The organism is Cohnella ginsengisoli (genome assembly GCF_029525555.1).
In the GTDB taxonomy this organism is placed as follows: domain Bacteria; phylum Bacillota; class Bacilli; order Paenibacillales; family Paenibacillaceae; genus Cohnella; species Cohnella ginsengisoli.
This window is the reverse complement of sequence record NZ_JAPDHZ010000002.1, coordinates 2,147,159-2,172,046: the sequence shown is the minus strand read 5'-3', so window position 1 is coordinate 2,172,046 and position 24,888 is coordinate 2,147,159. Positions and strand designations below refer to the sequence as shown.

Below are 24,888 nucleotides of genomic sequence, written 5' to 3'. Positions count from 1 at the left end.
CGGGCATCGCCGGAGGCATCTAGAATCGGTTTGTAACCGCCGGAACCACAGAGATCGGGCGAACCAAAAGCGAACCAAAAGGGAGGTGAGTCACTTGTTAACCGTTTGGAACAGGCAATTGCGCAAGCAAGGATGGTTGTATTTGCTCGTCACACCGGGCATTCTCTATTTTGTCATTTTCAAATACTTGCCCATGACGGGCCTGGTGATTGCCTTTCAGAATTATCAGCCGTTTCTGGGCATCGCTCACAGCAAATGGGTTGGCTTGAAGCATTTTGACCGTTTCATCCATGAGCCGGCCTTCTGGATGCTGATGAGGAACACATTCGTCCTTTCGCTCTACAACATTGTGTTCTTCTTCCCGCTGCCTATTCTCATCGCCTTGATGTTAAATGAACTCCGCATTCAATGGATGAAGCGGGTCATTCAAACGGTCATTTATATTCCGCACTTTATGTCATGGGTCGTCGTCGTGGGACTGGCGTATATGTTCTTCACGACGCAGGATGGCATCGTTAACAATTGGTTGTCCATGGGCGGGGCAGATCCGATTCCTTTTCTGGGCAGCGTCGGCTGGTTCCGACCGATGATCACGCTGGAAGTCATTTGGAAAGAGACGGGCTGGGGAACGATTATTTTCCTGGCGGCGATCAGCGGCGTCGATCCGGGTCTCTACGAATCCGCCAAGCTGGACGGGGCGAATCGCTTCAGACAGATGTGGCACATCACCCTTCCGGCCATACGAAGCACGATCATTATCCTGGCGATTCTAAGACTGGGCAGCTTCATGGAGAACGGGTTCGAGCAGATTTTTCTCATGCTGAACAGTCTGAACCGGGATGTCGGGGAAGTGTTCGACACCTATGTCTATACCTCTGGCGTCCTGCAAGGCAATTTCAGCTATAGCGCGGCGATTGGACTGTTTAAATCCGTCATCAGCCTGGTATTGGTCGTTGCCGCGAACTACGGAGCCCGTAAATGGGGAGAGGAAGGAATCTACTAATGCCTCAACGTTCGTCGTGGAGCGGTCGAATACTGGATGGAACGAACTTGATGCTCCTGCTCTTGATCTCCTTGATTACCCTCGTCCCCTTCATCTATGTATTGGCCGGCTCTCTGGCTCCGAATGAACAGATCGCGTCCAATGAATTTTTTCTGATCCCGAAACGGCTTACGCTGGATGCGTATCGCTACATGTTCTCTACGTCGACGATTCTGCGCAGTCTGTGGGTCACGGTAGGGGTCACTGTAGCGGGAACCATCTTCAACCTTCTGATGACCTCCCTTATGGCTTACCCGCTGGCCAGAAAAGATTTTGCGGCGCGGAAGCCGATTCTGATCATGGTCATCTTTACGATGCTGTTCAGCGGCGGGCTCATCCCGACTTTTATCGTCGTGAGATCCCTCGGCCTGCTCGATACCTATGCAGCCTTAGTCATTCCGGGGGCCATCAGCGCGTTTAATCTGATCATCTTGAAAAATTTCTTCCAGCAGCTTCCGGACGGCATTGAGGAAGCCGCCAAGATCGACGGCTGCCACGACGCAGCGATCCTGTGGAGAATCGTCCTCCCGCTTTCGACGCCGGCGCTCGCCACTTTCGCGCTCTTCTACGCAGTGGGCAACTGGAACAATTACTTCAGCGCGATTCTTTATATCAATGATTATGCGAAATATCCGATCCAGGTGCTGCTCCGCCAGATTGTCATTCTGGCTTCGGGCGGGATCGGAGACTCGTCCCAATTCTCGGGGGGAGTTTGTCGTGCCGTCCGCTTCTGTCAAAATGGCCGTGATCGTGATCGGAACCCTTCCGATTCTGCTCGTTTATCCATTTTTGCAAAAGCATTTTACAAAAGGGATCTTGCTTGGTTCCGTGAAAGGTTAATATCCGTAAGGGTATTTACTGATAAATTAAAAGTGGAGAAAGAGAGGGGCAACAGAAATGAGCAGACGGAAAGTGACTCGCGTGCTGGCGGTTGTCAGTACGTTGGCGTTGGCGGGGAGTCTATTGGCGGCATGTGCCGGTACGAAGGAGGGCGGAAAGGGAGCAAGCGGGATTCCGACGATCTCCATCCTGGTTCCGCAGTTCACGACCGAGCCGATCAAGCCGGACAATGCGGTTGTGAAGAAAATAGAGGCGTATACCAAGTCCAAACTGGAGCTAACCTGGGTCCCAAGCGTAGCCTATGACGATAAGCTGAGTATTACGATTTCTTCAGGCTCGATGCCAAAGGTTCTGACGGTCATCAATAATAAAGCATCCTACATTGTTAACGGAGCAAGAAGCGGTCAATTCTGGGAAGTAGGGCCGTATCTCAAAGATTATCCGAACCTGAGCAAGCTCAACAAGGACGTGCTTAATAACATATCCATCGACGGCAAAGTGTACGGGCTGTATCGCTATCGTCCGCTAACGCGCGACGGTTTCGTTATCCGCAAGGATTGGTTGAACAACCTGGGCTTGCAGCCGCCGAAGAGCGTCGACGATATCTACAACGTCCTGAAGGCGTTTACGACGCAAGATCCGGACCAGAACGGGAAGAATGACACGTTTGGTCTAAGTTTGGAGGCAGGCTTGGGCGCCTTCAACGACATACTCGTCTACAACGGGGGGCTTCAACGAGTGGGGGATCGTGGACGATAAAGTCACGCCGGCCTTCATGACGAAAGAATATGTCGAAACGCTTAATTGGTTTAAAAAAGCTTTACGACGAGAAGCTGATGAACAGCGATTTCGCCATTACCAAAGACGGCAGCCCGAACATTAATCAGGGCAAGGCGGGGGGTCAAGTTCGGCGCCGTTGACGATGTCTGGGCGAAATACAAGGACCTCGCCAGCGCCAACCCGAAAGCGGAGCTTGATGTCGTATCCCGCATTCAAGGTCCGGCAGGAGAGAAGACGCCCGGTGCGCCCGGTTATGGCGGTGTCATGATGTTCCCTAAATCGAGCGTGAAGACCGAGGCGGAGCTGAAGGAGATTCTGGGTTTCTTCGACAAGCTGAGCGACCAAACGATCCGAGATCTTCTGGTATACGGAATCGAAGGGGTTCACCATACGAAGGAAAACAATGTTCGTAAAATCACCAATCAGGATCTCTATAATGCCGAAGTTAACCCGTTGAATCAGCTGATGGTCTTCTTGAGCGTATTCGATCCGATGGACGGAGATACGCCGGTCGTAGCCAAGGCCAAGAAGATGATCAGCGGTAACGCTCCGCTCGCAGTCGTAAGCGCCGTGAATCCGTTTACCTCCGATACGCAAACGGAAAAAGGAGAACAGCTGTCTAAAATTATTAACGATGCGAGAACCAAATTCATCATGGGCGAGATCGACGAAGCCGGTTGGAACAAAGCCGTCGAGGAATGGACAAAAGGCGGCGGCGACAAAGTCATCGAAGAGTACAATGCGCAATACACGCTTGTGAAAAAGGAATAGGACAACGGGAGGAGGCTTGTTTGTCGGGCCTCCTCCTTTACTTTGAAGCGCATGAATGCAAAAGGAGGACATATGATGGCGATGACCTTTCGAAGCCGGCTTCTGCCTATGCCGAAGGACGGCGGATTTCGCATGGACGGCTATTACATATGGTGCGGCAGCGTTGTGAAGGCGGAAGACGGCCACTACCACATGTTCGCTTCAAGGTGGCCGGTCGAGACCGGTTTTCCCGACGGGTACCGCACGCATTCGGAGATCGTAAGGGCGATCGCCGAAAAGCCGGAGGGCCCCTATACCTTCGTCGAAGTGGTCTTGCGCGGAAGAGGGGGCGGGCATTGGGACGCGCAGATGGTTCACAACCCGGCGATCGTGCGGCATGGGAATCAATATATTCTGTATTACCTGGGGGCGAGGAGCCCGGCCACGGAGACGAGAGCGATCGGCTACGCGTATTCAAGGTCTATCGAAGGCCCTTGGGTTCGGACAAGCGACTCTCTTACGCTTATGCCGGATTCCAATAATCCGGCTCCCTGGATCGGTCCGGACGGCCGCGTGCTTCTGGCCTTCCGGCATGGGCCGTACATGAGGATCGGAATGGCTGAGGCGGAAGCCTTCAATGGGGCGTATCGGGTGGTCCAAGAGGATCTTGTACCCGGTAAAAAGCTGGAGGATCCATTCTTGTTCAGCCGTGGCGGGCGGTTCGAGATGATTCTCGAAGATAACGGAGGCAGCGTTTCCGGCTATGAACGGTATGGCGTTCATCTCGTGTCGGACGACGGTTTAACCGGTTGGCGTCCCCATGAATCGGTAATCGCTTATGACCACAGCCTGGTTCGGGAGGATGGGGTCATTACGTTAGCGGACCGCAGAGAGCGTCCCCAACTGCTCTTCGACGAGTACGGTGGGGCGACTCATCTTTTTACGGGCGTCAGGGTTGGAGAAGAGACCTGGAACGCGGTTCAACCTTTATTAGTGGACTAGCTGCAGGTATTAATACGACACAAGATGACATATATGAACCTTATAATGGGAGGTAGATGAACGAAAGGAGAGACAAGCGTGAAACGAAAAATCATACTGGATTTGGCCGTTACGCTGGACGGGTTTATTGAAGGGAAAAACGGCGAAGTCGATTGGTGCATCATGGACCCCGAGATGGGGTTCGATCAGTTTTTGAATTCAATCGATACGATTTTTTACGGCAGAAAAAGCTATGACTTATGGGGACAATTCGCGCCGGAAAAGGAGTCGGGAGAAGCCGAAAAACAATTTTGGGAAATGGTCCATCGTAAAGAGAAGTACGTATTTTCCAGGACGCAAAAGGGAACCGACCAAAAAGCCGTATTCATCAACGACAATCTCCTTGAAGAAGTCGATCGGATCAAGAATAATCCCGGCAAAGACATCTGGCTGTATGGCGGAGCGAGTCTGATTACGACGTTTATTCGTCAAGGACTGGTCGATGAATTCAGGTTATCCGTTCATCCCGTCGTATTGGGAGAAGGAAAGCCTTTGTTCGTCGATGTCCGGCAGCGGCTGAATTTAAAAAAGGGTGGACACGAGATCGTTCTCCTCGGGCGTTGTGCAGCTGATCTATCGGCTTGACGAACGATAAACGGATTTAACAGCGTTAAACGCATTCAAAGCGGCGGCCCCAAGACTTGTTTCCCGGTCTTCGGCCGCCTTTGTCATTTGGTTTATTTTCCGAGATATTTCCGGTACGCTTCTTCCTGTTCGGCGGTGGCCGGAGGGACCGTCATGTCCTTTTCCCAGATGACGATCCGATCGTTCTTATCGATTCCTTCAAAATAGATGCCCGTCTTCTCCAGATTCGTGTTCGCGTTCTTGGTCGACAACCAGTTCTCGGGCAAGGCTACGACGCTTTCCTTCTCCATGGAAAACAGCTGCCGATGCTCGTAAATCCGATAGATTTCCGTATGCTTATTGCCGTGCGTGGACACGCGGCTTACAAAGCCCTTCACATGGGCGGTGACGCGAAAGTGGACCGTACCGTCATTCGTCCGATACACGTCGCTAACCTTCACATCGCTCGCCGGTACCGGGAAGTCTCTCGTTCCGAACAGATAATAAGCGCCGATCAAGAGCACGGCGACGATCGCGACGCTGACGCTTGCGATGAGCCACTGCCTGCGTTTGATTTTTTTCATGAAGTTGATTTGTTTGGGCGGAGCCCCTTTAATGCCTTGGGTATCCCGCGTCATCTGCTCCAACGCTTTCCTGCAGTTTTCGCAGTCGGCCAGATGCGCTTGAATGGACTTGTTCGTCGACTCGCCGGTCAATCCTTCGATATAGTTGGGCAACAGATCTTGCACGATCTCGCAATTTAATCTCGGCTCCATTCGGATCTTCCTTTCGCCATCTTTTGTTTGCCGCGGTAGAAGGTGACTCGTGCCCAATTCTCGCTCTGGCCTAGTATGTCGCCGATCTCGGCGAAGCTCAGTTCGCCGGATAGACGAAGGTACATGACTTCTTTGGTCTTGGCGTCCAATTGATGAAGCGTTCGGAACATGGCGAGCTTATCCTCGTTTCGCAAGACATCCTTCTCTGGGTCCCGATTAACAGGGAGGGGGATCTCCAGCTCATCCAAGGAGACGGAAGGCTTCCGTTTATTTTTATTGAGCTCTTTATACCAGGCCCGCTTGGCGATCTGGCACAGCCATACGGACAGCTTGCACTCGCCGCGGAATTGATGGATGGTTTTCATCGCTTGATAGAACGTCTCCTGCGTCAGCTCTTCCGACAGATCGGCGTTCTGCGTAAGGCTATATAAATACCGGTAAACGGTTTGCGCATAGTTCTCGTACAGCTGCTCCATACTCTCCATCGACTCACCTCCCACTACATAAGTATCGGTATTGGAGTTTTCGTTACGGAATGTTCGAAAAAACTTTTCGAATGGAATCGAGGGGGGGGCGCCAAGCCGGACCGTATGGAAAAGGTGCCTTAGAAATCATATACTAACTGTAATCGTTTAGAGTTGAGGTGAACAGGGAATGGATGAAGTCGACGAATCCAGGCAAATGGTATTGCAAATCGGCGGCGCCTTAAAGAAGTACAGAAAAGAAAAAAACATGAGCTTGGACGACTTGGCGGCGTTAACGGGCGTAAGCAAATTGACGCTGGGGAACATCGAACGCGGCGAGACGAATCCGACCTTGGGGATCATCTGGAAAATTTCGAAAGGCATCTCCTTGCCGCTGTTTGCCTTGTTTAAATCCGAGGAATCCGTCAGCCTGTATCGGGCGGGCGAAGGCATGCGATTTTCGAACGATCAGAAAAATTGGACCATCGAACCCATATTCAAAAACGCAAGCAGCGATATCGAAATGTGCCGGGCGTACCTGCAGCCCAATAGCGCGTACTATCCTGAAGGTCATCATGTAAATACAACTGAAATTGCGACCGTAATGACCGGCTCCGTTGAAATTCAAGTCAATGGAGAGGTGTATACGTTGAATCAATATGACACGATCAGTTTTCGTGCGGATTGCCCTCACGCTTACACCAATTCTACGGATCGCGAAGCGGTGCTCCATATTTCCTTAAAATATGGCCTTTGATGACGAAGACACCCCCTATTGATGACTGCTTTTTAAAAACAACTCCGAAATCCGTACAGGATTTTCAGGGTTGTTTTTTTATTTTTTAATGCACCACGGTATATTATAAAATAATTATTGTTAAATATAACATGCTATAATATACTCAACTTGTTCGCGCGAACGAGATTGCGTTGTTGTCGATAAGGAAGGAGGCAGGGGAATGCAGGACAGACAAATTAAAAAAGCGGCCGTGCCCTCTTCTGTGGGGCTGCTCATACTCGGCATCATCGTTATTGCGGCTAATCTACGAGCGCCATTAACTTCGGTCGGTCCTTTGGTGAGTCTAATTAAGGATGAGGTTCATATTTCCAATACATTGGCGGGCTTGATAACGACGGTACCGCTGCTTACCTTTGCTTTATTATCGCCTCTTGTACCCAAACTAGGACGAAGATATGGATTTGAGCGCACGATTTTGATCGCGCTGATCTTTTTTGACAGTCGGTATTGTCATCCGTTCATTCTACGGTGCCGCCAATCTGTATATCGGAACTGCCGTTCTTGGATTCGCCATCGCCGTTTGCAACGTACTACTGCCGAGCTTAATTAAACGGGATTTTCCGAAGCGGATTGGCTCCATGACCGGTGTCTATGCCATATCGATGAACTTATGCGGAGCGATTGCATCGGGGATCAGCGTGCCGCTCGCCTCGAACGCAGGGCTGAAATGGCAGGGCGCATTGGGGATATGGGGAATACTTAGTTTTGTCTCGATCTTATGCTGGTTAACCCAATTAAGAAATCATCAACCCAAGCATGAAGCGACGACGAGCCGTCTGACGGTCAGTCATCATGTGAACGTGTGGCGTTCTCCTGTTGCTTGGCAAGTAACCTTGTTCATGGGGATACAGTCGATGGTTTTCTACGTGTTGATTGCCTGGCTGCCTGAAATATTAATTCAGTTAGGCATTGACGCGAGCCAATCCGGCTGGTACCTCTCCATCATGCAGTTCGTCGTGCTGCCATTTACGTTTATCGTTCCCGTTATTGCCGGACGGATGTCAAACCAATTTGGGTTGGTGATGATCACAAGCCTTTTGCTTATTACGGGAACGCTTGGACTGCTCTACGGAAGCTCCGCCGCCATTTTGTTGTGGATGATTCTACTCGGAATTGGCGTAGGCTTCGCCTTTAGCTTGTCCATGATGTTCTTCAGCTTGCGTACGAAGCATGCACATCAAGCGGCGGAACTGTCCGGTATGGCCCAATCCGTCGGTTATCTTCTGGCCGCGACAGGTCCCGCTCTCATCGGCTATCTGCATGATGCGACAAATAGCTGGAATCCGCCGCTTTTCATCTTGCTGGGCGCTTCTGTCTTGCTGTTTATCGTCGGAATGGGGGCGGCAAGAGACCGTTTTGTAGGCGTGGGCTAATCCGATCGCCGCAGGACACAAGTAATACCCGAGAAGTCGCTTCGACGAATTCGGAGGGGGGGACCCGAACATCGCTAAATGCAGCTACAGACACGCCTTTGAGGCGTGTCTGTATTGGCGTCTTCCGGCCTGACTTGTTACTGCTGCTTCCGCTCCAACACGCTTCGGGTGATTCGAGTGACAAACTTTCTAGGAAAAAAGCGCGGCGCTTGGGTGAGCAGCCAATTTTGGAAGCCGGGAACAACATACGTCTTTTTTTTCATCAACGCCGCGTACCCCATTTCGGCAACGGTTTGCGGACTCATGAGCGTTTTCGGATCAGCAATCTTTTGGCCGTCCATCCTGGATCTGCGGAAAAAATCCGTTTGTGTAGCTCCCGGGCAGAGTGCGGTGACGGTGACGCCGGTCCCTTGCAGCTCATTGGCAACGGCTTCGGTGAGCGAGAGGACGAACGCCTTGGATGCGGAATAGTTCGCGCTAAGCGGGCAAGCGTAAAACGAAGTGGTCGAGCCCACGTTCAGCACGTATCCGCTTCCGCGTCGAACCATGTCCGGCAAAAACAACATCATGAGATGAGAGAGCGAAAGGACGTTGACCTGCAGCATCTCGAGCTCTGCGCTTGCGTCTTGCTCATGCAGGAGACCGAACGAGCCGATCCCTGCATTGTTGATAAGCACGTCGCTCTCGATGTTTAGTTCTTTCAATCGTTCGTGCAACAACACGGGGCCGTTATGCTGAGCCAGGTCAACAGGAATGGTAAGCGCCGTAACTCCATAGTCGTCCCACAGCTGCCGGGCCATACGGCTAAGCTTTTCTTCGTTGCGGGATGCAAGAATGACGCGATCGTTCTTCTGCGCGAACAGCTCGGCAAAAGCTTTGCCGATTCCGCTCGACGCGCCTGTAATCAGGACGGTTTTCAAGTCGAGATGCCTCCTAAATAAAAATATATCTAAAGACCAAACAACTAAATATCTAATCATTTGGTTATTTAGCGTAAAAGAAAGGGGCTCACTCCGCCCCGGCAGTTTTCATTTCAATGATACGTTCCGTCGTTGCGAGGAATTCCTTCAGCTGCTGTACCGGTCCTTCAATATCCAGGGCGTAATAAATCTCCGTGGATACCTTGGTCGAAGCGACGAGTTTGGCTTGCTTTAATATTTTCAGATGATGGGAAATGGCGGATCGTGACATCGGCGATCGTTCGACGATCTGAGCGACGTTCAGCGAATCGTGCTTCGTCAGCATCATAATAATATCTTGGCGGATCGGGTCGGCCAGGGCAAGGAAGACCGGACTGCATTCCCTCAGTTGCTGATGGACGAGTGACTCCAGCTGCGACGAATGATCGGCTTGCATGCGTGCATCGTCTCCAAATTGTTATTAACTAAATAACTAATTTCTTAGTTATTATATCGTAACTCGAAATTCCAAGCAAATGGAAGAGGACCGGCCGCCATTTGGAACCGATCCTCACTATTTCCGTCCGAGCCCTAATAGATCTACGCCAGGTTACGTCTGCGGCTGCGCCTTTGTTTTCAAAAAAGCGTCCACTTTCTTCTGCTCCCGGGCGATATAGGCGGTCGCTCCGCCTTTGTCGAGCGCTTTGAGAAGGCGGGCGTAGGCGTCCTCGGGCTTTTGCTGCGTTCGATTCATGGCTTGGATAAAGTCCGTGACGCCCTCAAGCGTTCCTCCGTCAGATCGGTCATTCGGGTTAACTATCATCCCAAGGAGCGGAGACCGAGTTGCCTGACGGAACTCGCTGCGCGCCTTGCTCCAGGTGAATGCATTGCCATAGTCGGGATGATCGGTCAAAGCCGTATTCCCGATCATCCAGGAAAATCCGTGGCCGTAACGCTCATAGGGCGGAAGGAGTTTGATTGTCTCGGGTCCGGTCTTTTGATAGTGGACACCCTCCACGCCCCAATCTAGCAGCTGAATTAATTCCTTGTCGGTATAGAGCAGCGAGAGCACCTGCATCGCCATGTCGGGATGTGCGGAAGTCGCCGAGATCGCGGTCATTCCGTCCGTCAAGCTTTTTTTTGTTTAGATAAGGCGCAGTAAAACGGATCGCATCCCACGGACCGGACGTCCCGCCAAGGAAGTTAACGCTTTGGTAGTCGAGCGCCGGTTTGACAACGGCAAAAGTCTGTTGTTGGATAGCGAGGGACTGGGATGTAAACATGTTGGAGGTATCGTACTCCCACAAGTACCGCTCTGTTTTCCATCGGGCAAAGATGGCGAACATGCTTCGCATAGCGGGAGTCGTATAGGCGTTGACTACCTTGGTGCCCCCGTTGGGTACAAGCACGGCAATATTCGTGCTGGAATCCTCGCCCACCTGTTCGCGATAGGTTAACCGGATCATATCCTCCAGCGTTCCGGCAACTTTGAGTGCCCGGTTCGATTTTTTCTTCACCGCCTGCATGACCGCATCAAGGTCCTGCAGCGATTTGATTTTGCTCTCGTCGATGTGGTACTTCGCCGCAAGCGCTTTGTTAATCAGGACGCCGGCGGACGGTGCCAACAGTTGCTGCGCGGGAACGGCATAAACCTCGCCGCCACGGCTGGACGCCTGCAGATAGGCCGGGTCGATCGCCGTCTTCAGCGCCGCACCTTCACTTGCAAGCAGCGAATCCAGCGGCAGGAACTCCTGTGCTGCCACCCTTTTGTCGAAGGAGTCCCAGCCTGCGGTGAACACTAGATCCATCGGCTTCCCGGCGGCAACATACACATCCCTCGCGTCATACCAACTCCCCCCAGTCCACCGGAACAAGCTTCAGCTTCACGCCAATCCGCTGCGCTAGGATTCTATTGATCCGATCCAGGACCAATCTGTCATCGGGCATGGGGGCTCCCGGGTACATAAAGCTGACTTCTGTCACATCCGAATCGCTGCCGGCCGCATGAAGCGGCTGCGGAACGGACGTCATCAGCAAGACAAGCGACATCAGCAAGAGACCGATTCGTTCTTTCAAAAAGTTCATTCCCCTTTGACGGTTGCTTAGCGGCCCATAGGCCAAGTTGCCAAGTTCTCCTCCATCATCCCATATGGAAATCAATCTCACAACTAAATCTTGAACGTGCTTCGACTGGCGCTGTCTGCCCGATCTTGTCTTCTATTTTTTCGCGTCCGATGCTTTTATGGCGAAGTGTCTGCTTCCATTATGTGCTAATATAGGTAGGGAAGATTGTTATCTTGAGCAAGCGAGCCTCCGGAAAACTTCCCCATACGGCTCGAACTGCTTGGCGAGCGTCGCTTCAGAACCGGCATTGTTCATCTCCACTACCGCGCGATCGTCTGACCGCGACGATAAATTTTCTTTTATATATAGAGAGGCGGAGGATTATGATTATCGAGGAAACAAGGGATGTCATTGATATTTATATTGAAGCATATAACGCATTTGAAATTGCAAAAATGGTTGAACTCCTACATAAGGACATCATTTTCAGGAATATTTCCAACGGAGAAACAACGACGGAGACCAGAGGCATACAAGCATTTAAGGAGTTGGCAGAGCAATCGTCCACGATGTTCTCCAGCCGCCGCCAGACTATAACCGATTACAGGATCGTAGAAGATAAAGTAGAGGTCGGAATAGATTATGAAGGTATACTTGCGGTGGATTTTCCGAATGGATTAAAAAAGCGGGGATAAGCTGCAATTAAAGGGAAAGTCAACGTTCGGGATGAAGGAAGGGAAAATCTCGTTAATCGAGGATTATAGTTGAATACGCGACGTTTGCGTTCGAAAACAACGAATGATCCGAGCTCGGGGATGTCTTTGACGGGGATATTCGGCATCGCGCAATCTCTGGCGCAAGGCAAACGACATATCAAAACAACCGGATTTTTATATTTAATGCATTAGGGGGCGGATGCCGTGATAAAAGGCTTTGGAGGCGTTTTTTGGAGAACGAACCATCTCGAAGCGACCAAAAAGTGGTACGGCGAAGTGTTGAAGATCGAGATTGATAATTGGAACGGAACGATCATACAGCCGCAAGACGGCAATCAGACGATCTTTTCTTTTTTTGCCGGGAATGACGGCTATTTTCCGACCGAACAGCAAGTGATGTTGAACTTTCAGGTCCATGACCTGGACGAGATGCTCCAGCACCTCCAACAGATCGGCGTGCCGCTCGCCAAAGACAAGGAAGTCGGCGACTATGGTAAGTTCGCTTGGATCACGGATCCGGAAGGCCGGCTGGTCGAGCTCTGGGAAAAGTAATGGAATCGGTTCGTCGATCCCGATTATCCTAGCCGGGGAATCGGCAGCGAGTTGATCCGGCAAGCGGAGGACATTAAGGGCTCCTTGCTGCCGGTCGATGTGAACGAGCAAAACGAAGGCGCGTTTTCTTTTTACAGCCGATACGGATTCGTTCAGACCGGACGATCGGAAACGGACGGCTCTGGCAAGCCTTTCCCACTCATCCGGTCATCCATATGAAGCTGCAACGTTAAGCCAACAGGCTGTCGAGTCTTCTCGACAGCCATTTTTATGGGTGCGGCAAGTTACCAACAACCGCTTATGCTTTGGCCGGCTTGCCTTGCGCTGCGTTCGATGCGAACTCCCATGCCTCCCAAGTCGTCAGACGGTCGGCAAAGGCTTGGCGCATCAAAGGCAACACTCCTGCGCCGACTGCGAACCGAAGGGGCGGGTCTTGAGCGTCTACGATTTGGAGAATCGCTTCGGCCGTCGCCTGCGGATCGCCTCGTTCTGCGGTCGATAAACGGCCGACAACCTGGTCTCGAAGTTCGTCGTAGGCCTCCAATCCCCGGGATCTCTTCATCGACAAGGCACTTCCAAAATCAGTCGCAAAGGCGCCGGGCTCGAGCAACGTCACCTTGATCCCGAAGCTTTTTACCTCTTGCGCGAGGCTATCGTGAAGCGCTTCGACCGCCCATTTGGAGGCGCAATAGAAGCCGATGAGCGGCGCGGCCACAAGGCCCATGGCGCTCGATACGCCGAGGATGTGCCCGCTGCCCTGTTGCCGAAGCAGCGGCAGGGCGGCTTGGATGACCCGAAGCGTACCAAAGTAATTGGCGTCGAACAGATCGCGGACGTCAGATTCGTCAGCTTCCTCGGTCGTACCGACCAGCGAGTAGCCGGCATTGTTAAGGACGACGTCCAGCCTGCCAAAATGCGAGTGAGCCTGCCGAACGGCCTGCTCGACCTGTCGGGAATCTGTTACATCAAGTGCCAGGGGGAGGACGGCGTCTCCAAAACGCGCCTTCAGATCGGCGATGCTTTCGGGCGTGCGTGCCGTCGCGGCGACCTGATCCCCGCGAGAGAGCGCGGCCTCGGCCCAAATGCGCCCAAATCCGCGAGAGGCTCCTGTAATAAACCAGACTTTGTTTTTCATCGTATTTTCCTCCGTTACTGTTGAGTGGCATTGGATAGGCTTCTTTTGCTCGTTCGTTCTTCTCTAATGTTACGCCGCGGCCGCTTGCTACGGAATTTCAAAAAAGGTTAGCATGGTGTTAACCATTGGTTTATGCAAAAAGGAGAGCTGATCTGAATGAATGAACAATTGAAGACGTTTATTCAAGTGGCGGAGTCCGGCAGCTTCTCTAAAGCAGCCGAGAAGCTGTTCATCTCTACGACCGCCGTGATGAAGCAGATGAACTTGCTGGAAAGGCATGCCGGCGTTCCCCTCTTTAACCGCACCAACCACGGCGTCCGGCTTACGCAGGCTGGCTCTGCCTTTATCAAGGATGCGGAATTTATGCTGCGTTACTATCAGGAATCGCTCATCCGCATGCATCAGGCAGCACAGGCGAATCGGCATATGGTTCGGGTGGGCACATCCTTGCTCAACCCCTGTAAGGTTTTGATTGATTTGTGGAATGGAGCCAGCGACCGATATCCGCAATTCGGAATCAACATCGTTCATTTCGACGATGACGCACATACGCTCCCGACCTCATACCGCACGCTTGGCCAATCGTTTGATATCATCGTGGGGCCGTTTCTTACAGATCGGTTGAACGATTGCTATCAAATGCTGGAGTTGGGGAGTTACCGCGTTTGCTTTGCCGTATCGCGGCATCATAAACTGGCCTCTAAAAAGATCCTTTCTGCCCAAGATTTATACGGGGAAAAGTTAGCAGTGGTAAACGGAGGCAAAAGCGCCGTGATTCAAGACATTCGTGATTTTCTGGTCAGGAATCATCCGCGAATACGAATCAAAGATATTCCGCGTCTTTATGATCTGGATGTGTTCAATCGCTGCGAGGAAAGCAATACGGTGATGTTGACCTTAGAGGCGTGGGGAGAAGTTCATCCGTCCTTGGCGACGATTCCAAGCGATTTGGATTTTACGGTTCCGTATGGTTTGCTGTACCCGCTGCATCCGTCCGGGGAGATCCAGCAGTTCATAGAGATCATAAGAGAAATGCAGCGAGTTCCAACGCCTGGCTAAACGCAAGAAAAGAGCAATCGAAGAGAAATGAGAGGCTGCTGAAAAAGAATATATTTAAATATAGAAAACCCTGGGTTATGGATAAGCCGCTGAGGAGGAAGATGGATGCTATTTATGTTAATCGTCAAAGCCTCGAGAAATTCGGAGGCCGGAGGACTCCCGAGCGCCGAGCTCCGTGAAGCCATGTCGACGTACAATGAGGAATTGATGAAGGCAGGCGTACGGATTATGGCGAAAGGACTTCACCCAAGCTCGAATGGGATGCGCCTTTCGTTCCCCCCATTCAGGTGGACAGCCGTTGGTTACGGAAGGACCCTTTTCGGAACCGGAGGATGTGATTGCCGGGTTCATTCTGATTGACGTAAAGTCGAAGGAAGAAGCCGTCGAGTGGGCCATGCGAATGCCGGATCCGCAAGGAGACGGGGAAGGTCGGATTGAGCTGCGTCAAGTATTCGAGCCCTGATCGAAGGAATGAACCGGGAGGGGGGACATGACGATGCAGGACAATCAGGAACGCATAGAAAAGCTGGAAGACATTACGGGTGTAACCTGTATTTACGTGCCCGTGAATGACGTTTACGCGTCGATTCAATGGTATCAAAAAAATTTAGGGTACCAACCGGCGAACGGCGGCCTTGTTGAGCCCGGGATGAAGGCAGCCGTGTTAAATGTGCCCGATCAGGCAGGCAACCTGCCTTCGCCCGGGTTAAGGCAAGTCGTCCCTTCGCTGTTCCTCCGCCAATCCGATGAAGCAGGCGGTCGATTGCGCTTTTCATGGTCTCTGGACCAAGGCAGACCCCATGCCATCGCTTGCTTCATATCCCCGCGGATCGAGGAACTGCTTGAGCGCTTCAAGACAAACGGCGTACCTATTATAAGCGAACGGGTCACGAGCGGACCTAACATCACGTTCGCGGATCCGGACGGCAACCTTTGGGAAGTCTGGCGGCCGTAAATGTAAATACTTTTCCAAAAAGGAGTGCCGCCGTGAAGGTCAATCATCTCAATCTAACCGTCAGCGACGTTCAATCCACTGCGGATTTTTTGGTTCAATACTTCGGCATGCAAATCAGACACACGCGCGGCAGCGGCTTCGCTGTACTCTTTGACGATGGCGGGTTCGTGCTTACGTTGATGAAAGGCAAGCAAGTCGCTTATCCCGACACCTTTCATATCGGCTTCATTCAACCTGACGAGGAGCGAGTGAACGAGATCAACCAACGACTGAGAAACGATGGGTTCGACGTAGAGCTCCCGCAACGCTCACACGCATGGACGTTCTACGTCAAAGCGCCGGGCGGGTTCTTGGTGGAGGTTCTTCATTAGTGAATGTTTGAAGTTGTGAAGCAGACCATGAAGGGAGCCCTAACGCAAATGATTGCGATTCCCGAACCGTTTTTGAACAGAATGAATGAACTCCACGGTGAGCAGGGCTTGGTGTGGGCGAAGGCTTTGCCGGAATTGATACACGATTGTGCCAGCCGCTTCGGCCTTGTCCCGGAAGCGCCTTTCCCCAACTTATCCTACAACTTCTTGCTTCGCGCACTGCGCAGCGACGGGAAGCCGGTCGTCCTTAAAGCGTCTTTCATGAAAGACGAGCTATCGAGAGAAGTCAGCGCGCTTCGAGCCTATGAGGGGCGGGGAGCGATCCGTGTGCTAGAAGAAAACGAAGAATGGGGCGTGGCTTTGCTTGAGCGCGTAGAACCGGGCACGCCATTGTCGGCGATCGAGGATGATGCGCGTGCGACGAATGTTTTCTGCGATGTATGTCGCCGCCTTCATCTTCCCGCCACGACCGATGCGCCGTACCCGTCCATGAAGCGGCACTTCGCGGCCATCGAGCGATACCGCGAGAGAATAAGCAATGGGAACGCCGAAGCTCCGCTGCCGGAGAGTTGGATGGAAAATGCGGAAGAATGCCTGACCTATCTCGTCGCGACAACGAGCGAGAATGTCCTTCTTCATGGCGATTTGCATCATGAAAACATCCTTCTGCAAGGCGAATCGCAATGGGCGGTCATCGATCCGAAAGGCATCGTCGGCGACATCCACTTTGAAACGATCCAATACCTGCTTAACTACGAAGATCGAGGCGGCGGTCGCGGGCAAGTGTTGCACAACAGGATATCGATAATGGCCGAGCGTCTCGAACTAGACTCGCGCCGAATTGCGATGTGGGGCATAGCGCGAGGCGTGCTTGAAGCGTGCTGGACGATTGAAGACGGAGGAACGGACTGGCAGAGAGGCATTGAGATATCGGAGCGCTTTGCGAAATATTTAAATAAGATTATATAAATGAGCGAAAGGACACAAACGGAAGGTACCATCAGGCCCCATTTGAGTTTGGAGGAATATCGATGGAGATCCTTTTATTTAGCTCGATATATCTTGTACCGATATTTAGTTTCCTCTTCGTCATTACTTTATTGAAGGCGATTGAAAAAATCGTTAATAAAAGGCGTTACGGCGCAGTGATGTTTTGGTGCGGTGTTTTTTTCGCCTTAGTTACATGGTCTATTAGCGTATCAGCATCCTTGAACTGAATGGACAATAAAGATTAGGAGGCTTCCTTGTAATGAGTTTTAAAGGCGAATTTATTGAATTTCTATTTAAATCCAATGTGCTTATATTCGGTGATTTTGTAGCCAAAAGCGGCAGAGAGACGCCATACATGATAAACACAGGGAACTTTCGAACTGCGAAGCAACTTGCGATTTTAGGCGAATACTATGCAGATTGCATAGAGACGAAGATGGATAAGTCAGTGAATGTTTTGTTTGGTCCTGCTTATAAGGGAATCCCACTAGCGGTGGCTGCATCAACTGCTCTTTATCATAAATACAGCAGGGACATTTCGGTCACCTTTAATCGCAAGGAGAAGAAAGATCATGGCGAGGGAGGGCAAATCATCGGCTATATTCCTCAAAGCAACGATCGCATCGCCATTATTGAAGATGTAATCACAGCTGGCACCGCGGTACGTGAAAGTTTGGAACTACTTGGCCGTATTGCGGAGATTAGGATCACAAACTTAATCGTATCTGTCGACCGTTTGGAAAGAGGGCAGAAAAATAAAACAACGATTGAAGAACTAAATGATGATTTTGGTATTCAGACCAGCGCTATTGTGACAATAGAGGATATCCTCAATTTTCTGCATAATCGTGAGATCGATGGGAAGATTGCGATCGACAATGCGATGAAAAATAAAATAGAGGATTATCTTAACCTTTATGGCGTAAGTTAACGGCGGGATGAATCGCAAAGAGGGAAAGGTTACGGCACCAGTACCTTTAGAAGATATCAAACTTGCCCAGTTGTACTAACCATATCAATGAACCAAGTTATAGGGGAATGGGGGAATCGCATGCGGAAGGATTGCAAATTGGTTTTGGTCGAAGGGTTGTGCGGCACGGGTAAATCAACATTAGCGGAGAAATTGCATCACTACCTGTTGCAACAAGGAATGCAGTCTTGTTTTTATGATGAAGGCGCCGAAGGACATCCATCCAGCTTAAACGGGCATGCTTTCTTCCGAGAAGAGGAGTATAGGGGATTTCTTGAGCGTTATCCGAAGACAGCCGACGAGATTCGTAAACGGGCTTTAAGGGATGGAAATTATTATTTGCTGCCCAATCGCGGGGTTAGGGAGTTCAGCGAGCAGGATGTACTCTATGCCGAGCTAAAGACCCGAGAGTTATGCTGGACAGATACGCCCAGAGCCGAGCTGTGGGAGTTTACATATTTGATTCAAAGGCATTGGGCCCGATTTGCTGAACTTGCGAGTACTAAAGATACTGTTTTTGTACTAGAAGCGGTGTTTTTTCAACATCAAATTCATGATTTATTCAAGCACTATAAGGCTTCTGTTAGCCAAATTGAGCAGCATATTCATGGAATCGCCGATCAAATTTCTTTGATGAATCCTGTCTTGATTTACTTAACCCAACCTAGTGTACGGGAGCAGCAGACCTGGATTTCATCTATACGTTCTAAGCCCCAATTCGCAACGGAACAAAATATTGCGTTTATGGAGAACCGTAAACGGATCGAATTGGGTTTGCTTGATACGCTTCCTTTCCCAACACATGCTATTGTTAATGAAAATCTAGACTGGGAAGATGTCTTTAGTAAAATGGTGTGTGCAATAAACGGCGAAACGGTGCATTCATTGCGTTAGCGAGGAACGATATTTCAATGATACAGCCTGCCGACGAGATCCGGCAGGCTGTTGAGCTAACTGGCAGGATAGAGTGGAGCTTGTGTAGAAGTTTACTTAACAAAAAACGGAGTTCGGAGGAAAAAATGGACAGAGATGTTACTGAAACGGAGTTTATCAATATGCTCGAAAAAGGGCAGAGGGTTTTCAACAAAATTTGTGTCGAGCAAGGTGCTTTTAAGGGGGTCGACTTATCAGGTTTAACTTTTGAGGAGTGCTTATTCTCCGTTGACTTTTCAGATTCCAAATTAGAAAACACGAAGTTTATTAATTCAAATCTGAAGACATGTATTTTTACTGATTGTATTTTAAACAAAGCGGTCTTTGTAGGTAACTACTTAGATGGAACGAATTTCTCAGGAGCGAAGGTGGAAGGTATAACATTTAAAACAATACCTTTCATGCTAACATGCTCACGGAGTCACATCTTGCCGAGATGATACTGTAAATAAGGACGAAGTAAATGACAATAAACAAAAAAGAGTTCAAGAAAAATAACAGTTAAAGATGATAGTTATATTTGGACCGTTTCTCCAGATAGTGGTTACATCATATTAATCGTTGAACATGAAGTTAGCCGCGGGAATCGCCTTGAGGTTTACATTAAATCAGATATTGACAGTGCGTGGGTAAACTTCCCAAATACAGAACATCTTAATTTGAAAATTATCAGACCTCGAGATGTTGAGTATTTTATTATTCAGGCACTTGATTTAGGGTGGGTTCCAAATGTTAGAGGCAAACCGGTTGTTTTTGATTTTGACGGTAAAAACATATTAAGAAGATTGCGCTAACGAGAGCCGATAGCTTCATCATAACAACGGCAGCAGGTCTAATGATCGGCTGCCATTGTCCATTGAAGTAACGGGCAGTTTACACCAAACGAACTAAATGCTTGGAGTGTTGATATGTATGATTATGTGAGTATCCATTCTCAAAGCTATAAAGAGAAGATTCAAGCAAAGGTATTGGATTATTTCCTAACCTTTAAAATGGGTTTTAACAAATCAAGTCACCTTAGATATTTTACAAAGGTAGATGGGCAACTTATCAGTATAACAGGCATCTCTGCTAATCAAGATGGAAACTACTCCTATAGCACACTCGACGAGGCTTCAGAGGTTAATTTAGTTGAAATAAATGTTCCGAGCAACTCAAATTCCGTGCTTGAGGAAGCAATTTCTGAAATTGCAATTGCTATTGTTCAACAATTTTCATGGCTAATTGATGAAGAACATGGATTAAGCTAAAGGGAGACGATAGTTGAATAAGAAGCTAAAAGGAATCTGTCTCCATGGGGAGCAGATCCCTTGCTTCTTCATAAAATGCCGGATTTCTTGCATAGATAATGACCACAAATTGAGGTCTCACTCACTTCAACTGTTCATCAATGCCTGCCTCTGAACCGTTTGATCGCTTCCTCGGTCACCGGTGCGAAGAGATTAACCAGATTTCCGTCGGGATCGCGAAACAGCACAGCGCGGTTTCCCCATGGCATCGTGGTTGGTTCCTTTACCCATTCGTCGACAAACGGCTTTAAGCGCTCGTATTCGGCATCGACATCTTGGACGCGGAACTCGAGGATGACAGTGTGATTGTTGGCCGCCACTGCGGAACCAGCGCCGAACAGTTGCACCGTCTGGGAGTGGCCGATCGCCAGGGTGCATGAGGGCACAACGAATTCGGCAAAGATGGGCGCGGGGCGTTCCGCTGAAACACCCATGACTTTCTCATAGAACTGGACGAGACGATCCACGTCGTCGGTAATGATGCGTACAGAAGCAAAATGCATGTATTTCCCACTCCCTTATGTTTCTTACTCCGATTATAAATAAACGCTACTGACAACAGTTTGTCAGTAGCTAAACAACAGCAATTAGATTATTAACAAAAGGTGATTGAACTAGCGGGAAACGCTAGTTCAAACAGCAGGCAGACAAAACCTCCTCTTAGAAGCAAACTGGATTTCAGCTAACGGACAGGTTAGCTGAATATTTCGCTTGGTGCTTATTGATTGAGCGGTAAAGGGGATGTTGATTTGTTTACAAGCAACAAAAAGAAAATCAGAGGTTGGAAAAGACACGTCCGAAAAATTGAAAAGTGGAAGCAGCGAGTTATTGATTTAGACATACAACATCTGAATCAATACCAAAGGGATTACGCTAAACTTTGGATTCATCCATTTTACGCACTCCAGCGCAGAAATCCTCCTGTGTGGTTTAACCGCCTTCTTCTAGATGCAATGTTGGATGTTTATCAAAGTTGGTATCAGAAGTTGAATGAATTTGGAGAACCCTTTTATCTTAAATTATGGATATATGATCCTCAATTTATCAACTCACAGGTGGTAGCTGCTTCTAAAGATTATCTTCACTTTTACGACCAAACATTTGAAGTTGGAGACCAAGAGAAACAGTTTCCTTTTGGAAAGTACACTTACCTTAGAAAGAAGTTAGAAAAGTTCGATTGGCACAGCCATATTGATTGTGACGTTTACTCAGAGAGCGACCTTCTTGATAACATCCAGCAAGGTTGGATGAGTGAAAAGGAACTTGCAGCTATTAAAGGGAAGGCTTATAAAGTCGAAACAATTCATCTTTCAGTTGGAGGTTTAGATAAAACGTATAGTGTTAAAGTAGGAGATGTCTGGGTTGGTTCAATAAAAAAGTCATTACGCTATCGGGAGACGTTAGTTTAAATACAAAGCCTGTCGGATCCCACGGGCAGGCTGTTCAGCTAATGGGAAACTTATATGGGGTTCACTGGTTGGCAAGACATTGGAAGCTCAGAGTGAATAGGCATGGGCATTTTCTGAACGTCTTAGGCAAAAAACCGCAAGAAGGCGGCTGGAAGCGCGCCTTTTGCGGTTTTTTCAGCAATCGATCGGTTAGTTGTCGCCTCTAAGAACGACCGGCTCTGAGCGGTTGCCTGCGTAATCCTCGAGAATGACAGATACGTTCTCCGCTGTCGAGGTGAAGGCAAGGCTTGCCTTCGTGCTGCGTCCGCGGATGATCCGGTCTTTGTCCCCGACGCCATAAGTGGTCGGGAAGGACCGCAGTACCCCATCCTCATACACGTACAAGTATCGCCAATCTCTCGTCTCCGGCATCGGCAGATGGAGCGTGTCGCCTTCCCAATACCATTTCTCCGCATACGGCTCCGCGACCGTGTCGATAAACGAGCCGCTTACCGCCACTGCGTCCGCGCGTTTGGGGGAGATCGTTACTACGTACCCATCCCCGTTAACCGGCATCTTATCGAAGGTAACGGAGGTGGTGTTTTCAGATACGACTTTATTGAGCTTTACCGGTTTTTTGGACGTCACCGCGTTGACCGAATCGACGTTGATTTTCAGATTGCCTGCGGGCTTGGACGGGTTGGTCCAGCGGATCGTCAGCTTGCCGTCTGCCGTGGAGTCGACCCGCACGTTCGACACCGTATTCGTCAGGTCGAACGGAAGAACGGCGGCATCACCCTCCAGCCCGTCGGCGCCTACCGGAACCACTTTAATCGTGCCGGATCGAGCGGGGAGATTCTTGATGTAGAAGACCTCGTCATACTTGCCGCCGACGAACGTGTCGTTGACGTAGACATTGTACTGCTTGACCTCTCCGTAGTTAGCGTTCATCTTCCAACGGATGTTCATCTCCCCGGTGTCGGCGAACGCCTCCGCGATCTCTATGCCCGACGGCGCCTTCAGGGCGGACGGCGGAGCCGTCATGAATCCGGATTTCTCCTACGTTCATCTGATACGAGCCGATCTCTTCCTCTCCCGGAGCGAAGACGAGGCCGAAGGCCGCGATCGACCGGCCTGCATAAGCGCCAAGGTCCAACTCAGCCGTGCGCCAGCCCTTCGTCGCTTCGCCGCTATCCGGAACCGGAATCTTCACGACTTCCTCCGTACGATCCGCGAAGATAAGCCCGATCTGCATCGAGGAAGCATCCGCAGCCGGTTTGTTGAATGCGATCGACAGCTTGGAGTTCGGGTTGACGTTCAGGTCGGTCTTATAAAGACGCAGGAACGTCTCCGCATCCAGCTTGCCGCTGACGACGAGGGAACTTCCTCCGTCGTATGCGCCGATCTGCTTGTACGTCTGACGGCCCGAATCGCCCAAATCGTAATCCGGACCATAATCGAAGTCGACGGCAAGACGGCTGCCGGACGTATCCTGCCACCACTGCCAGGTGACCGGCACGTCCTGCAGGCTCATGTTCGACCATTCGTCCTCGTTCGATACGGCTCCGTCGCGATAGAAGGAGAGACCGTGTCCCGTGTTGAAGTGGGTATAGAAGTTCGTTCCACCGACGACCGAGCGCTCGGCGATGACCGAAGAGATGCCGGGCCAGTACCGGTTGTCGGCGTACGCGTCGGCGACCGTATTCGTGGCGGAGGTAGCCGTATTTTTCGGATCGACGTTCGGGCCGGACCACCAGAGTTGTTCGCGCAGGCCGGTCATCCACTGGTACGCATTTTCCGAGCGGTGCCGAACCGGCCAGCTCAGGTTCATATCCTCGTCCAGTCCCGCATGCACGAAGTCGGCGCCTAGCGTCGCCAAGCTCAGACGAGGCAGGCCGTTTGCATCGAGCTTGTTTTTCAGCGCGGTGCCGTTAACGCTCTTGAACCGGTCGCGCCCGGCTTCAAGGCCCGCGAAACCGACCTTTTTCAGGTCGAAGTCCGTTCCGTATTGGGCGTTCAGGTTGCTCAGATAAGAGGATGCCGCGTTAATCTGGCTGTTCCCCATTCCATAGTCGAAGAAGAAGGACTGGGAAACTTGTTCGCCCGTCGCTTTGTCGTATAAGAACGAGACGTTGTTGTCGCTAATCGTCCGGGCGAACGTATTGGCGCCGGTCGCGGTATTCAGCGAGTCGTACCATTGAACGTACAGCCCCCCCCTTCTGGAGCGTTTTCATAAACCCGATGTAGTCGGGAATATCCGCCACGGCCACGTTGGGATTCTGCTCCTCCTGATTAACGAAGTAACCGTCATAACCAAAATATTCGGCCATCTCGATTAACTTCTCGGCGACGGGGTAGTTGCCTTTCTTATCCTTTACGATCATCTGCTTGTACGTCTGCTGGCCGCGATCGTTATTGGAGGAGAAAATACCGGCCAGCGACATCACGCCGTTCTTGTGCGCCGCGTCCGTGTAAGTCGGGTTGGGGATATTCAGCATGCCGAACTCGAACCACTTTTGCTGCCAATCCTTCTGGGCCAGCTCGTCGTAATATTCGGAAGGGGTGTAGGCCGTGGCGGTACCGTGCCAAGGAGACCAGTAATCGACATACTGCCAGAAGTTAAAGTGATACTGGGCGAACTTGTTGGTGTAAGGCGCGTTTTCGATAAACGCATTCCCGTAGTCGCCGCTGACGTTCGTCATCTGGACGTTCGGGTTCAGATTCGGGTTGGCTTGCGTAGAGGCAAGTGGGGCGATCCGCCGTTGAAGCGGAACGCGGGAGCGGAGCAGAGCCGCATCGGGGTCGCGTTCGGGGCTCCAGTCGGCAATATGGCCGCTCGTGTAGCCATGTACGCTCGGTTGGTTGGCGCCGTGCGCCTGCTCTCCGTCGAAAGGCCACGTGTCTCCGGCCGCCGCCGTAAACGGAAAGCTTGCTGTGAATAAGGCTGTCGAAACGCTGAGCACGGTGAACTTGGACCAGGACTTCTTCTTTCCGAGAATCTTCAATCCATCCATCTCCTTTTCTCCTCATGAGAGCGTCAATCCGTCGTAACCGCTAGCCTCCTTTTCTTAAACGGTATCATTTTGAATCCCTACTACTCTATAATATGAAACCCCTTACAAATAGGGTTCGAATTAA

26 protein-coding genes and 6 pseudogenes are annotated in these 24,888 nt (G+C 50.6%); 21 read left to right on the top strand and 11 right to left on the bottom strand.

The window, feature by feature from the left end; translation table 11 throughout:
- Window positions 1-94 precede the first annotated feature (94 nt).
- From OMP38_RS10170 to OMP38_RS10145, 6 genes and pseudogenes are all read left to right on the top strand, one after another.
- Window positions 95-1,003: an ABC transporter permease gene (locus OMP38_RS10170; protein WP_277564963.1), complete on the top strand. Its 909-nt coding sequence runs from the start codon at window positions 95-97 to the stop codon at window positions 1,001-1,003.
- A pseudogene (locus OMP38_RS10165) lies at window positions 1,003-1,882 on the top strand (carbohydrate ABC transporter permease). Before OMP38_RS10170 ends, OMP38_RS10165 begins: the two are co-directional and overlap by 1 nt.
- Window positions 1,883-1,939: 57 nt before the next feature.
- Window positions 1,940-2,641 (top strand): extracellular solute-binding protein, encoded by a 702-nt coding sequence (locus OMP38_RS10160; RefSeq protein ID WP_277564962.1) that lies wholly within the window; start codon window positions 1,940-1,942, stop codon window positions 2,639-2,641.
- 288 nt (window positions 2,642-2,929) lie between these two features.
- Window positions 2,930-3,433, top strand: coding sequence for a type 2 periplasmic-binding domain-containing protein (locus OMP38_RS10155; RefSeq protein WP_277564961.1), 504 nt, complete (start codon window positions 2,930-2,932; stop codon window positions 3,431-3,433).
- Window positions 3,434-3,514: 81 nt separating this feature from the next.
- Window positions 3,515-4,414 (top strand): glycoside hydrolase family protein, encoded by a 900-nt coding sequence (locus OMP38_RS10150; RefSeq protein ID WP_277564960.1) that lies wholly within the window; start codon window positions 3,515-3,517, stop codon window positions 4,412-4,414.
- Window positions 4,415-4,492: 78 nt separating this feature from the next.
- Window positions 4,493-5,048, top strand: a pseudogene (locus OMP38_RS10145) (dihydrofolate reductase family protein).
- 82 nt (window positions 5,049-5,130) lie between these two features.
- On the opposite strand, the gene OMP38_RS10140 reads toward OMP38_RS10145, so the two are convergent.
- On the bottom strand, window positions 5,131-5,793 hold the full coding sequence (locus OMP38_RS10140) for a zf-HC2 domain-containing protein (protein ID WP_277564959.1): 663 nt from the start codon (window positions 5,791-5,793) through the stop codon (window positions 5,131-5,133).
- Window positions 5,778-6,278 carry an RNA polymerase sigma factor gene (locus OMP38_RS10135; protein ID WP_277564958.1) on the bottom strand — a complete coding sequence of 167 codons (501 nt, stop codon included), beginning with the start codon at window positions 6,276-6,278 and terminating at the stop codon, window positions 5,778-5,780. Before OMP38_RS10135 ends, OMP38_RS10140 begins: the two co-directional genes overlap by 16 nt.
- A gap of 169 nt (window positions 6,279-6,447) precedes the next feature.
- Between OMP38_RS10135 and OMP38_RS10130 the strand changes: the two genes are divergently transcribed.
- Together OMP38_RS10130 and OMP38_RS10125 are read left to right on the top strand one after the other, a co-directional pair.
- Window positions 6,448-7,014 (top strand): helix-turn-helix domain-containing protein, encoded by a 567-nt coding sequence (locus OMP38_RS10130; RefSeq protein WP_277564957.1) that lies wholly within the window; start codon window positions 6,448-6,450, stop codon window positions 7,012-7,014.
- Window positions 7,015-7,216: 202 nt separating this feature from the next.
- A pseudogene (locus OMP38_RS10125) lies at window positions 7,217-8,429 on the top strand (CynX/NimT family MFS transporter).
- Window positions 8,430-8,566: 137 nt separating this feature from the next.
- On the opposite strand, the gene OMP38_RS10120 reads toward OMP38_RS10125, so the two are convergent.
- The 5 genes from OMP38_RS10120 to OMP38_RS10100 form a co-directional block, all read right to left on the bottom strand.
- Complete coding sequence (locus tag OMP38_RS10120) at window positions 8,567-9,349, bottom strand: SDR family NAD(P)-dependent oxidoreductase (protein WP_277564956.1); 783 nt, start codon at window positions 9,347-9,349, stop codon at window positions 8,567-8,569.
- Window positions 9,350-9,437: 88 nt separating this feature from the next.
- Window positions 9,438-9,785, bottom strand: a complete 348-nt coding sequence (locus OMP38_RS10115; RefSeq protein WP_277564955.1) for an ArsR/SmtB family transcription factor — start codon at window positions 9,783-9,785, stop codon at window positions 9,438-9,440.
- A 153-nt stretch (window positions 9,786-9,938) separates the two neighbouring features.
- Window positions 9,939-10,259, bottom strand: coding sequence for a hypothetical protein (locus OMP38_RS10110; protein WP_277564954.1), 321 nt, complete (start codon window positions 10,257-10,259; stop codon window positions 9,939-9,941).
- Window positions 10,260-10,284: 25 nt separating this feature from the next.
- Complete coding sequence (locus OMP38_RS10105; protein WP_277564953.1) at window positions 10,285-11,136, bottom strand: type 2 periplasmic-binding domain-containing protein; 852 nt, start codon at window positions 11,134-11,136, stop codon at window positions 10,285-10,287.
- 34 nt (window positions 11,137-11,170) lie between these two features.
- Window positions 11,171-11,449 carry a hypothetical protein gene (locus tag OMP38_RS10100; RefSeq protein WP_277564952.1) on the bottom strand — a complete coding sequence of 93 codons (279 nt, stop codon included), beginning with the start codon at window positions 11,447-11,449 and terminating at the stop codon, window positions 11,171-11,173.
- Window positions 11,450-11,775: 326 nt separating this feature from the next.
- Between OMP38_RS10100 and OMP38_RS10095 the strand changes: the two genes are divergently transcribed.
- The 3 genes and pseudogenes from OMP38_RS10095 to OMP38_RS10085 form a co-directional block, all read left to right on the top strand.
- Window positions 11,776-12,087 carry a nuclear transport factor 2 family protein gene (locus OMP38_RS10095; RefSeq protein WP_338130451.1) on the top strand — a complete coding sequence of 104 codons (312 nt, stop codon included), beginning with the start codon at window positions 11,776-11,778 and terminating at the stop codon, window positions 12,085-12,087.
- A 225-nt stretch (window positions 12,088-12,312) separates the two neighbouring features.
- The gene (locus OMP38_RS10090; protein ID WP_277564951.1) at window positions 12,313-12,660 is read left to right on the top strand and encodes a VOC family protein; all 348 of its coding nucleotides are present in this window, start codon (window positions 12,313-12,315) and stop codon (window positions 12,658-12,660) included.
- Window positions 12,661-12,669: 9 nt separating this feature from the next.
- Window positions 12,670-12,879: pseudogene (locus OMP38_RS10085) on the top strand (GNAT family N-acetyltransferase); the annotation flags it as partial.
- 79 nt (window positions 12,880-12,958) lie between these two features.
- Here the strand turns inward: OMP38_RS10085 and OMP38_RS10080 are convergent.
- On the bottom strand, window positions 12,959-13,795 hold the full coding sequence (locus tag OMP38_RS10080) for an SDR family NAD(P)-dependent oxidoreductase (protein WP_277564950.1): 837 nt from the start codon (window positions 13,793-13,795) through the stop codon (window positions 12,959-12,961).
- A 156-nt stretch (window positions 13,796-13,951) separates the two neighbouring features.
- Between OMP38_RS10080 and OMP38_RS10075 the strand changes: the two genes are divergently transcribed.
- The 9 genes and pseudogenes from OMP38_RS10075 to OMP38_RS10040 all read left to right on the top strand — a co-directional run bounded on the left by OMP38_RS10075 (window position 13,952) and on the right by OMP38_RS10040 (window position 20,323).
- On the top strand, window positions 13,952-14,854 hold the full coding sequence (locus OMP38_RS10075) for a LysR family transcriptional regulator (RefSeq protein WP_277564949.1): 903 nt from the start codon (window positions 13,952-13,954) through the stop codon (window positions 14,852-14,854).
- Window positions 14,855-14,959: 105 nt separating this feature from the next.
- Window positions 14,960-15,317: pseudogene (locus tag OMP38_RS10070) on the top strand (YciI family protein).
- Window positions 15,318-15,344: 27 nt separating this feature from the next.
- Window positions 15,345-15,809, top strand: a complete 465-nt coding sequence (locus OMP38_RS10065) for a VOC family protein (protein WP_277564948.1) — start codon at window positions 15,345-15,347, stop codon at window positions 15,807-15,809.
- Window positions 15,810-15,841: 32 nt separating this feature from the next.
- Window positions 15,842-16,180: a VOC family protein gene (locus OMP38_RS10060; RefSeq protein WP_277564947.1), complete on the top strand. Its 339-nt coding sequence runs from the start codon at window positions 15,842-15,844 to the stop codon at window positions 16,178-16,180.
- A 3-nt stretch (window positions 16,181-16,183) separates the two neighbouring features.
- Complete coding sequence (locus tag OMP38_RS10055) at window positions 16,184-17,149, top strand: aminoglycoside phosphotransferase family protein (protein ID WP_277564946.1); 966 nt, start codon at window positions 16,184-16,186, stop codon at window positions 17,147-17,149.
- A gap of 280 nt (window positions 17,150-17,429) precedes the next feature.
- A complete protein-coding gene (pyrE, locus tag OMP38_RS10050; RefSeq protein WP_277564945.1) occupies window positions 17,430-18,101 on the top strand; it encodes an orotate phosphoribosyltransferase in 672 nt (223 codons plus the stop codon).
- Window positions 18,102-18,239: 138 nt separating this feature from the next.
- Complete coding sequence (locus OMP38_RS10045) at window positions 18,240-19,034, top strand: P-loop NTPase family protein (protein ID WP_277564944.1); 795 nt, start codon at window positions 18,240-18,242, stop codon at window positions 19,032-19,034.
- Between the two features lie 17 nt (window positions 19,035-19,051).
- Window positions 19,052-19,513: a pentapeptide repeat-containing protein gene (locus OMP38_RS35730; protein ID WP_420869606.1), complete on the top strand. Its 462-nt coding sequence runs from the start codon at window positions 19,052-19,054 to the stop codon at window positions 19,511-19,513.
- Window positions 19,514-19,981: 468 nt separating this feature from the next.
- Window positions 19,982-20,323 carry a hypothetical protein gene (locus OMP38_RS10040; RefSeq protein ID WP_277564943.1) on the top strand — a complete coding sequence of 114 codons (342 nt, stop codon included), beginning with the start codon at window positions 19,982-19,984 and terminating at the stop codon, window positions 20,321-20,323.
- Between the two features lie 137 nt (window positions 20,324-20,460).
- Here the strand turns inward: OMP38_RS10040 and OMP38_RS10035 are convergent, their stop codons facing one another.
- Entirely contained in the window at window positions 20,461-20,865 is a 405-nt protein-coding gene (locus OMP38_RS10035; RefSeq protein ID WP_277564942.1) for a VOC family protein, read from the bottom strand.
- A 222-nt stretch (window positions 20,866-21,087) separates the two neighbouring features.
- On the opposite strand from OMP38_RS10035, the gene OMP38_RS10030 reads away from it, so the two are divergent.
- On the top strand, window positions 21,088-21,771 hold the full coding sequence (locus OMP38_RS10030) for a hypothetical protein (RefSeq protein ID WP_277564941.1): 684 nt from the start codon (window positions 21,088-21,090) through the stop codon (window positions 21,769-21,771).
- A 189-nt stretch (window positions 21,772-21,960) separates the two neighbouring features.
- On the opposite strand, the gene OMP38_RS10025 is transcribed toward OMP38_RS10030, so the two are convergent.
- On the bottom strand, window positions 21,961-22,794 hold the full coding sequence (locus OMP38_RS10025) for a hypothetical protein (RefSeq protein WP_277564940.1): 834 nt from the start codon (window positions 22,792-22,794) through the stop codon (window positions 21,961-21,963).
- Window positions 22,691-24,452: pseudogene (locus OMP38_RS10020) on the bottom strand (endo-beta-N-acetylglucosaminidase). Before OMP38_RS10020 ends, OMP38_RS10025 begins: the two are co-directional and overlap by 104 nt.
- Between the last annotated feature and the right edge of the window lie 436 nt (window positions 24,453-24,888).

Bases quoted from the DNA above. Each gene is read 5' to 3' on its own strand.
- OMP38_RS10160 (WP_277564962.1), top strand. From the start codon at position 1,940: ATGAGCAGACGGAAAGTGACTCGCGTGCTGGCGGTTGTCAGTACGTTG.
- OMP38_RS10155 (WP_277564961.1), top strand. From the start codon at position 2,930: ATGTTCCCTAAATCGAGCGTGAAGACCGAGGCGGAGCTGAAGGAGATT.
- OMP38_RS10150 (WP_277564960.1), top strand. From the start codon at position 3,515: ATGACCTTTCGAAGCCGGCTTCTGCCTATGCCGAAGGACGGCGGATTT.
- OMP38_RS10140 (WP_277564959.1), bottom strand. From the start codon at position 5,793: ATGGAGCCGAGATTAAATTGCGAGATCGTGCAAGATCTGTTGCCCAAC.
- OMP38_RS10135 (WP_277564958.1), bottom strand. From the start codon at position 6,278: ATGGAGAGTATGGAGCAGCTGTACGAGAACTATGCGCAAACCGTTTAC.
- OMP38_RS10130 (WP_277564957.1), top strand. From the start codon at position 6,448: ATGGATGAAGTCGACGAATCCAGGCAAATGGTATTGCAAATCGGCGGC.
- OMP38_RS10115 (WP_277564955.1), bottom strand. From the start codon at position 9,785: ATGCAAGCCGATCATTCGTCGCAGCTGGAGTCACTCGTCCATCAGCAA.
- OMP38_RS10110 (WP_277564954.1), bottom strand. From the start codon at position 10,259: ATGATCGGGAATACGGCTTTGACCGATCATCCCGACTATGGCAATGCA.
- OMP38_RS10105 (WP_277564953.1), bottom strand. From the start codon at position 11,136: ATGGATCTAGTGTTCACCGCAGGCTGGGACTCCTTCGACAAAAGGGTG.
- OMP38_RS10095 (WP_338130451.1), top strand. From the start codon at position 11,776: ATGATTATCGAGGAAACAAGGGATGTCATTGATATTTATATTGAAGCA.
- OMP38_RS10080 (WP_277564950.1), bottom strand. From the start codon at position 13,795: ATGAAAAACAAAGTCTGGTTTATTACAGGAGCCTCTCGCGGATTTGGG.
- OMP38_RS10075 (WP_277564949.1), top strand. From the start codon at position 13,952: ATGAATGAACAATTGAAGACGTTTATTCAAGTGGCGGAGTCCGGCAGC.
- OMP38_RS10065 (WP_277564948.1), top strand. From the start codon at position 15,345: ATGACGATGCAGGACAATCAGGAACGCATAGAAAAGCTGGAAGACATT.
- OMP38_RS10055 (WP_277564946.1), top strand. From the start codon at position 16,184: ATGTTTGAAGTTGTGAAGCAGACCATGAAGGGAGCCCTAACGCAAATG.
- pyrE (WP_277564945.1), top strand. From the start codon at position 17,430: ATGAGTTTTAAAGGCGAATTTATTGAATTTCTATTTAAATCCAATGTG.
- OMP38_RS35730 (WP_420869606.1), top strand. From the start codon at position 19,052: ATGATACAGCCTGCCGACGAGATCCGGCAGGCTGTTGAGCTAACTGGC.
- OMP38_RS10040 (WP_277564943.1), top strand. From the start codon at position 19,982: ATGTATGATTATGTGAGTATCCATTCTCAAAGCTATAAAGAGAAGATT.
- OMP38_RS10035 (WP_277564942.1), bottom strand. From the start codon at position 20,865: ATGCATTTTGCTTCTGTACGCATCATTACCGACGACGTGGATCGTCTC.
- OMP38_RS10025 (WP_277564940.1), bottom strand. From the start codon at position 22,794: ATGACGGCTCCGCCGTCCGCCCTGAAGGCGCCGTCGGGCATAGAGATC.